The organism is Salinivibrio sp. SS2, from assembly GCF_001722075.1.
Classification (GTDB): domain Bacteria; phylum Pseudomonadota; class Gammaproteobacteria; order Enterobacterales; family Vibrionaceae; genus Salinivibrio; species Salinivibrio proteolyticus.
Genome location: NZ_MEBP01000036.1, coordinates 1 through 7174 on the forward strand (window position 1 = coordinate 1; position 7174 = coordinate 7174).

Consider the following 7174-nt stretch of genomic DNA (forward strand, 5'->3'; position numbering starts at 1 on the left):
GGGCATATACGAGGTCCAGTATGTACGGTTCTGTGAGAGGGATGAGGCGGCAACGCCTCACCCTACTCGATGTATCAAACCTGAATGGGAGCGCTATCCGCCTGTGCCGATAAAACGCCCTTTATCGGCTTATCCGTTTTTACGCTCTTCACCCATACAGGCTGCGGCGGTAAAGACTACGTCTGTTGAGCTATTAAGCCCCGTTTCTGCCGAATCTTGCAACACACCAATGGTAAAGCCAACACCGACCACTTCCATAGCAATTTCGTGCGGGATACCAAACAAGTTACACGCCAGTGGGATCAGCAAGAGCGAGCCGCCTGCAACGCCTGAGGCACCGCACGCAGACACTGCGGCAACAATGCTAAGCAGAATTGCAGTGGCAATATCCACTTCAATTCCCAAGGTATGTACAGCGGCGAGTGTAAGAACCGTGATGGTGATTGCCGCGCCACCCATGTTGATCGTTGCCCCGAGTGGAATCGAGACAGAGTAAGTATCTTCATCAAGCTTGAGTTTACGGCACAGCTGCATATTCACAGGGATGTTCGCGGCTGAGCTACGGGTAAAGAAGGCGGTAAGGCCACTTTCACGCAGGCAGCGGAAAACCAGTGGATACGGATTTTGGCGCGTTTTATAAAACACGATCAGTGGGTTAACGATCAACGCGATCGTTGCCATACTGCCAAGGAGCACGCCAAGCAAATGAATGTAGCCAAGCAGCGCATCAAAACCACTTTGTGCCAAGGTGTTGGCGACAAGGCCAAAAATACCGATGGGCGCAAAACGGATCACGAAGCGCACAATCATAGACACGCCTTCAGACACGTCAGAGAAGACGCGTTTAGTCTCGCTTGATGCATGGTGTAAGGCAATGCCCAAACCAATCGCCCACGCGAGAATACCGATATAGTTACCGGACATCAGAGCGTTGACTGGGTTATCGACAATATTAAACAGCAAGGTGTTTAGTACTTGGGTAATGCCTTCCGGTGGCGCGACAGCTGCATCGGTTGCGGCAAACTGTAAGGTCGTCGGAAACAAAAAGCTCATGGTAACCGCGGTCAAGGATGCCGCCAGCGTGCCGAGCAGGTAGAGGAAAATAATCGGGCGCATGTTGGCGCGCTGACCTTTCTTTTGGTTAGCGATAGAGGCAGCAACCAAAACGAAGACCAAAATGGGTGCAACTGCTTTCAGTGCGCTAACAAAAAGCTTACCAAGCAAACCTGCTGTGCTCGCCAACTCAGGCGACAGATAGGCGAGTACGCCCCCAGCAAGAATACCTATAACGATTTGAAGTACCAACGAGTGACCTCGGCTGATACTGGCGAGTTGTGTTTGACTCATGTGTGTCTCACTTCACTGTGTTTTTTATCAATGGCTGTTAATGAATCGTTAGAAGTGGGGAATTAAACCAGTTTGATTCACCCTATGTAAAGTGAAAATTGATAGTTTGCACTAGTTAGGTGGGATTCTGTCAGTCAGTTGGCATTAAATGAAAGTTTCTTTAGTGTAATTATTCTGTTATCACGGCGCTAGATGTGAGGAAATCGTTTTAATGCGCCGAGCATTTGTACGCATTTATTGTCTTGAACAGCATAAAAAAAGGCGGCTTTCGCCGCCAAAGATAGGATAACAACTAGCACAAGGATTTTTAGTAAATCGCATGACCCACGGTATTAAGTAGCTTACTTACGCCCTTGGTGAAGTGCAGTGGCGCATTCGCGACCGTGTAACACAGACACCCGTCTTTGGTAGAGGGGGTGTGATGATGTCGACTATCCAACAAAATAAAGTCACCCGGCGAGTATTGCCCGCTTTCATCTTCAAAGGTGCCATCGAGTAACAGCGTCAGCTCATAGCCTTTGTGTGTATGGGCTGGAACCGAGCCGCCTTCGTCGATATGTAAGAAGCTCGCACGTGTGGCGCCTTCTTCAAGATTCAGCCTTGCGCGTTGCACCTTGCCGAATGATAACCAATTCGAATCACTAAAACGCTGCAGTGCGCGTGGTAGTGTGTAGGTTTTGTCTCCAACCCGAATCTCGTTAGAGCGAGCGACTTGAATGCGTGATGCCTCGTCTTGTTCAGGTGCGTCGAAAATCGCACTCATCATGTCCGCTTCTAGATCATCGTCCCAAGGCAGAGTGCCTGCCGCGAACTCGTGCTCGGTCTCAGCCTCTTCAAACGCAGCTAATGCTAGCGCTTCTTCTTTCGCACTCACATGCTCACGGCATTGTTGACATAATTCAACGTGTGCAGAGAGCGCAATCGCCATGGATGTCGGTAATTGGCCGGCTGCAAAGGCATCCAGCAGTTCGGAAGAAGGATGATATTTAATCATTGTTGACCTCCAGATGATTGCGCAGCTTCTCGAGCCCGAGTCGCAAACGCGACTTCACGGTCCCTAATGGAACATTAAGTTGGTCCGATAGCTCTTGGTGGGTGAGTTGCTTTAAGTACACACCACGCACCACCTGTTGTTGTACTTCAGGTAATTCATCAATGAAGGATAATAATTCCTGATCCATCATGTGCTGAGCACCTGAGTCGGTTTCATTGTCTTGTTGACCGGATTCCAGTATCGGCCAAATCTCGTCGCTAAAATTATCTTCGCGGTTCGATTGCACCTTACGAAGCATATCGAAGCTGATGTTACGCATGATGGTAAACACCCAGGTCGTTGCCGCCCCTTTCTCGGCGTTGTAAAGATGGGCTTTTCGCCACACCACCAACATGGTTTCTTGGACTAGCTCCATCGCCTGTCCGTCCGCGCGCAGATGTTTAGTTCCATAAGATCGGATCTTCGGGCCAAAAAAGCGAAACAAACGCTCAAAGGCGACACGGTCTCGCTGTTCCGCAACGCGTAATAATAGCTCCGACAACTCTTCCTTCGTCACGTCAGTCATTGTGGTACGTGTATTCCGTCTCGAGGTTGAAGCTTCAGTATACATGGTTTGAGGCGCAGTCATAGTTGAGTCCTATCTGTCAGTGCCGTCCATCTGACACCCCAATACGCACCACAAATCATTTGGATCACTCGACGTGTTCTTCAAGCAGTTGGTGAATGAATTGCTTGGCCTCATCGGCAGAGTCTTGTGCGATAAACCATTGTTTTTGCGCACTCGTGAGGGGCAGAATCTCTAACCAACGCTGACACGCCCAGGTGACATCCTCGAAATGAGGCTGTTCATACTGCTCGGCGTGGTCAGGATGAGCAGCAAATATGTGCTTGAGGCTGGTGGCAATGCGCGCTTGCACCTCATCGTCCGTATTATCGACATAATCATCGTGTGGCCAATCATGCAGGGTACGTATTTCACCCAACCACAATTTGTCGGGCGCTTGTTCGGTTGACATAATTTCCACCCGTTGTCGGCCCGCAATGGTTATGCCCAGCAATCCATCGGGAAGCGTCTCGAAATCAACGATATCGACCAAAGTACCGTATTTATAAAGCCGCTGACCTTGCATCATTGCAAGGACAAACCCTTCTCCGTTGGCGGTACATTCGCGTACCAACCGTAAATAGCGGGGTTCAAAAATACGTAGTTTTGCTCTGCCACCCGGTAACAAAAAGAGGGGCAAAGGAAACAGCTTGGTCATATCCGCGCCTCCTGATAATCGATTGAACATGCTGACTAATACGCGCCCTTAGCGACAAGCGATCAAGCGTCCAGAGAATCGCATAAACAATGATTGACATATTCTTCTTATTTGGCAGTATAGATGTCTAAATGGCTTTTCGGAAAGGATTACCGATTGATGAAATCTCTACGTGCTTCTTTTATTTTCATACTCGGACTCACGCTCACGCTGGTTGGCTGTTCAGAATCACAAGATAAGGTGATCAAAGTTGGTGCCACTGTGGGGCCGCATGCACAAGTGGTTGAAGCGGTTGCCAAGCAAGCGAAAGCCGAGGGAATTGCGGTCGAGGTGGTCGAATTTTCTGACTATATTTCCCCCAATGCTGGCTTGGCGGATGGCAGCTTAGATCTAAACAGTTACCAACATCAGCCGTTTTTGGATAACTATAACCAAAACAACGGTAGCCAGTTGGTATCGATGGGACGTTCCATTTTGATGCGGATGGGGATCTACTCTGATCGCGTTGAGCATGTTGATGCGCTGCCGAATGGCGCACAAATTGCGATCCCCAACGATCCGACCAACGCGGGACGCGCATTGCTATTGCTGCAAGAGGCGGGGTTAATTACCTTAGCCGACAGTGTCGGCTTTAAAGCTACCTTGCAAGATATCATCGCCAATCCTAAACAACTCGAATTTGTTGAGGTTGAGGCGGCACAACTGCCACGCAGCTTACAGGATGTCGATGCGGCGGCGATCACCATGAACTATGTGATGTCATCGGGATTAAGCCCGAGTGAGCAAGGTATTTTCTTGGAGTCGAAAAATGCTCCCTTGGCGGTGATGGTTGTGGCCGCCCGCGAAGAAGATGAAGACAACCCCGACCTACAACGTTTGGTAGCGCTGTTTCAGTCTCAACAAACCCGTGACTTTCTTGAAGAGACATTTAAAGGCACGATTGAACCCGCTTTTTAAATGCGCGTCGCGCTCAATAGTTAAGATGCCCGATTCGTGAAACCGTATCGGGCTTTTTGGATCCATCGCATGCCTTTTATTTGTGCCATGTTGCCAGTCTTGCTGACGTGCGATCTTCGTCGTTAGCCGCGCTTTCCTCCATCCAACCCAACGCGAGCGAATTTTAAATTTTTGTTACCACTCAGTTGCTTATTGCGTTACTATGCCAATCAAAGTGTGATTTATGCCGCGTACTGGCTTGACACTTGCCTTTCTTTTCTCGACGCAAATGCACAGGAAATTGGATGCAATCGGCTACTCGTCCATTTAATTGGTCGCCCGTATTGTTGGCATGCTTAACCGTCAGCATTGGGCAGTTCAGTATGGGATTGGTGTTCCCGTCTTTGCCGTGGATAGCCCGAGACTTTAACCTCAGTATGGATGATGTCCAGCTGCTGATCTCTGCTTATCTACTCGGCTTCGGGCCATCACAGTTTATCTATGGGCCGATCTCAGATGCGCTTGGCCGTCGCCGCGTGTTATTAGCCGGTGTGTTGCTTTCACTGATTGGCTTAACCGTGATGGTGAGTTTTAGCGCCAGCTTCACTGGCCTAGTCATTGGCCGTTGCATCCAAGGAATGGGCACCGGTTGCTGTGCTGTGCTCTCACGTGCCTTTACCCGTGACTCGTATTCGGGGGATCAGCTTCCTCAAGCCATGTCATATCTGATCATGGTCGCCTCATTTACGCCTATTGTGGCTCCTGTGATTGGTGGCTTTGTAAACCATAACCTAGGCTGGCTGGCGATCTTTATTTTGCTAATGGTGTACACCAGCTTGGTGTGGTGCGTGCTGTTTTTCCTTTTCAAAGAAAGCATGCACGCCCGTTCACCGTTGCCCAATGTGAAGGTGATTCTTGGCCGCTATGGCGCATTGCTAAAAACACCGTATTTTCTTTATTTCGCCAGTATTAGCTGGGTGAATTTTACCTTGGTGATTACCACGGTGTCGCTGATGCCATTTTTAATGCAAGAGCGCATCGGTATGACCTCGGATCAATATGCGCTGTGGGCGCTTATTCCGACATGTGGTTTATTGCTGGGTAGCGCGTTGGTTTCGCGCATTCGGCCGCGTTTGGGTACCAAGCGTATGCTACTAATGGCACCTGTGATGCAGCTCATCTCTGCGGTTTGGCTATGGTTCACGCCGATGGATCCGTTACTGCTGATGATAGGGCAGTTCTTTATGGTGTTTGGCAACGGGATTGCGCTGCCGTGCGCCCAGTCGCAGGTGATGCAACCTTACTCTAACCAAGCCGGCACCGTCGCTGCGCTCTCCGGTGGTGGACAGATGATTATTTCCGCGTTGATGAGTATGGCGTTATTGAGTTTGGGCGTTAGCGAAGCCTGGCACCTTGGCGTAGTGGTGGGCGTGTTTGCGTTGCTTTCTGTTCATAATATCTTTCGCGGGTTTGCCGCCCCGAAAGTCAACGTCGCCAGTACCCTGAGTGAGGCATCATGACAAAGTCACGGTTCGAAAAAGGCCTGTTTCCGCTGACAACCCCACGCCTGAGCATGCGGCCAATGATCAAAGCAGACTGGCCGTTGTTCCACTGCTTACATACGGACAATGCCGTCATTGCACAATGTTTTGATCCTATGCCACTGGATGAGATTGAAACCCGTTTTGAGCAACGACTCACGCCGTGGTCCCCTGACGCTAAGCACTGGTTGTGTTTGGTCATCGTAGAGGCGGAGACACAAACGCCAATCGGCGTCACCGGTTTTTTGCTTGAGCAGGGTGTCGCGGAAGTCGGCTATTTACTGTTGCCGCCTTATCACGGGCGTGGTTATGGGACTGAGTCTTTGCAGGCTGTCACCGATTTTGCCATCCATCATGGTGGTGCGCGAACCATCAATGCGACAGTGACCGCGGGTAACCTTGCCTCTGCGCGTGTGCTAGAAAAGGTCGGGTTTCAACTCAGCCGTATTGACCCTGATGCTTTTGCTATTGGCGGTGTTTGTTACGACGACTGGATCTACACCTACACCGCAGCATGATTTACGTGTTTCCCCCAGACCACTGATTTTGTTTTTGTTCGTTGACCTCAAGTTATATTGAGGTTTTATCCTTGCTCTCGATGTTTAGCTTTCCAAGCTCAGTTTTCGATAGCACGGATAAAGGGAATGAATGATGACAACAATCGAACACGTAAATATGACTGTGGTAGACATGGATGCGGCGTTAGCGTTTTTGGCGGTGGCTGTCCCCGATTTTAAAATTCGCCAAGATGCCCAATCGCCAAAAGGATATCGTTGGGTGCATGTAGGCAATGAGCACTGCTACTTTGCACTGCAAGAGCCCAACCCAAGTTCAGAGCCCAGCATACAGCCACGTAGTACCTATAAATCTCAAGGCGTGAACCATATTGGCCTGATCATTGATGACATCGATACCATCCGCGAACGCTTGCTTGAAAAAGGGTATCAACCCAATGGTTCAATGGCGCACGAGACTCACCGCAAGCGGATGTATTTCTATGATAAAGCCGGCTTTGAGTGGGAATTGGTCGCTTACTCATCCGATAAACCGGAAGAAAGATATCTCTACGAGTAACGGTAGTGTTCAAAAGTCTG

General features: G+C 49.7%; 8 protein-coding genes. 4 read left to right on the forward strand and 4 right to left on the reverse strand.

Annotation, left to right across the window (positions count from 1 at the left end):
* Positions 1-129 precede the first annotated feature (129 nt).
* The 4 genes from sstT to BGK46_RS02215 form a co-directional block, all read right to left on the reverse strand.
* Positions 130-1347, reverse strand: coding sequence for a serine/threonine transporter SstT (sstT, locus tag BGK46_RS02200; RefSeq protein WP_069586844.1), 1218 nt, complete (start codon positions 1345-1347; stop codon positions 130-132).
* A gap of 307 nt (positions 1348-1654) precedes the next feature.
* Entirely contained in the window at positions 1655-2341 is a 687-nt protein-coding gene (locus BGK46_RS02205; RefSeq protein WP_069586845.1) for a ChrR family anti-sigma-E factor, read from the reverse strand.
* Complete coding sequence (locus tag BGK46_RS02210) at positions 2334-2969, reverse strand: sigma-70 family RNA polymerase sigma factor (protein WP_069586846.1); 636 nt, start codon at positions 2967-2969, stop codon at positions 2334-2336. Before BGK46_RS02210 ends, BGK46_RS02205 begins: the two co-directional genes overlap by 8 nt.
* Before the next feature lie 64 nt (positions 2970-3033).
* The gene (locus tag BGK46_RS02215) at positions 3034-3603 is read right to left on the reverse strand and encodes an LON peptidase substrate-binding domain-containing protein (RefSeq protein ID WP_069586847.1); all 570 of its coding nucleotides are present in this window, start codon (positions 3601-3603) and stop codon (positions 3034-3036) included.
* A gap of 159 nt (positions 3604-3762) precedes the next feature.
* Here BGK46_RS02215 and BGK46_RS02220 point away from each other — a divergent pair, with 159 nt between their 5' ends.
* From BGK46_RS02220 to BGK46_RS02235, 4 genes are all read left to right on the forward strand, one after another.
* A complete protein-coding gene (locus tag BGK46_RS02220; RefSeq protein ID WP_069586848.1) occupies positions 3763-4560 on the forward strand; it encodes a MetQ/NlpA family ABC transporter substrate-binding protein in 798 nt (265 codons plus the stop codon).
* Positions 4561-4844: 284 nt separating this feature from the next.
* Complete coding sequence (locus BGK46_RS02225; RefSeq protein WP_069586849.1) at positions 4845-6059, forward strand: multidrug effflux MFS transporter; 1215 nt, start codon at positions 4845-4847, stop codon at positions 6057-6059.
* Positions 6056-6598: a GNAT family N-acetyltransferase gene (locus BGK46_RS02230; RefSeq protein ID WP_069586850.1), complete on the forward strand. Its 543-nt coding sequence runs from the start codon at positions 6056-6058 to the stop codon at positions 6596-6598. Before BGK46_RS02225 ends, BGK46_RS02230 begins: the two co-directional genes overlap by 4 nt.
* Positions 6599-6728: 130 nt before the next feature.
* Positions 6729-7154, forward strand: a complete 426-nt coding sequence (locus BGK46_RS02235; protein ID WP_254659643.1) for a VOC family protein — start codon at positions 6729-6731, stop codon at positions 7152-7154.
* The last annotated feature ends 20 nt before the right edge of the window (positions 7155-7174 follow it).

Excerpts from the sequence above, each read along its gene's own strand:
- sstT (WP_069586844.1), bottom strand. The coding sequence starts at position 1,347 with ATGAGTCAAACACAACTCGCCAGTATCAGCCGAGGTCACTCGTTGGTA.
- BGK46_RS02205 (WP_069586845.1), bottom strand. The coding sequence starts at position 2,341 with ATGATTAAATATCATCCTTCTTCCGAACTGCTGGATGCCTTTGCAGCC.
- BGK46_RS02210 (WP_069586846.1), bottom strand. The coding sequence starts at position 2,969 with ATGACTGCGCCTCAAACCATGTATACTGAAGCTTCAACCTCGAGACGG.
- BGK46_RS02215 (WP_069586847.1), bottom strand. The coding sequence starts at position 3,603 with ATGACCAAGCTGTTTCCTTTGCCCCTCTTTTTGTTACCGGGTGGCAGA.
- BGK46_RS02220 (WP_069586848.1), top strand. The coding sequence starts at position 3,763 with ATGAAATCTCTACGTGCTTCTTTTATTTTCATACTCGGACTCACGCTC.
- BGK46_RS02225 (WP_069586849.1), top strand. The coding sequence starts at position 4,845 with ATGCAATCGGCTACTCGTCCATTTAATTGGTCGCCCGTATTGTTGGCA.
- BGK46_RS02230 (WP_069586850.1), top strand. The coding sequence starts at position 6,056 with ATGACAAAGTCACGGTTCGAAAAAGGCCTGTTTCCGCTGACAACCCCA.
- BGK46_RS02235 (WP_254659643.1), top strand. The coding sequence starts at position 6,729 with ATGATGACAACAATCGAACACGTAAATATGACTGTGGTAGACATGGAT.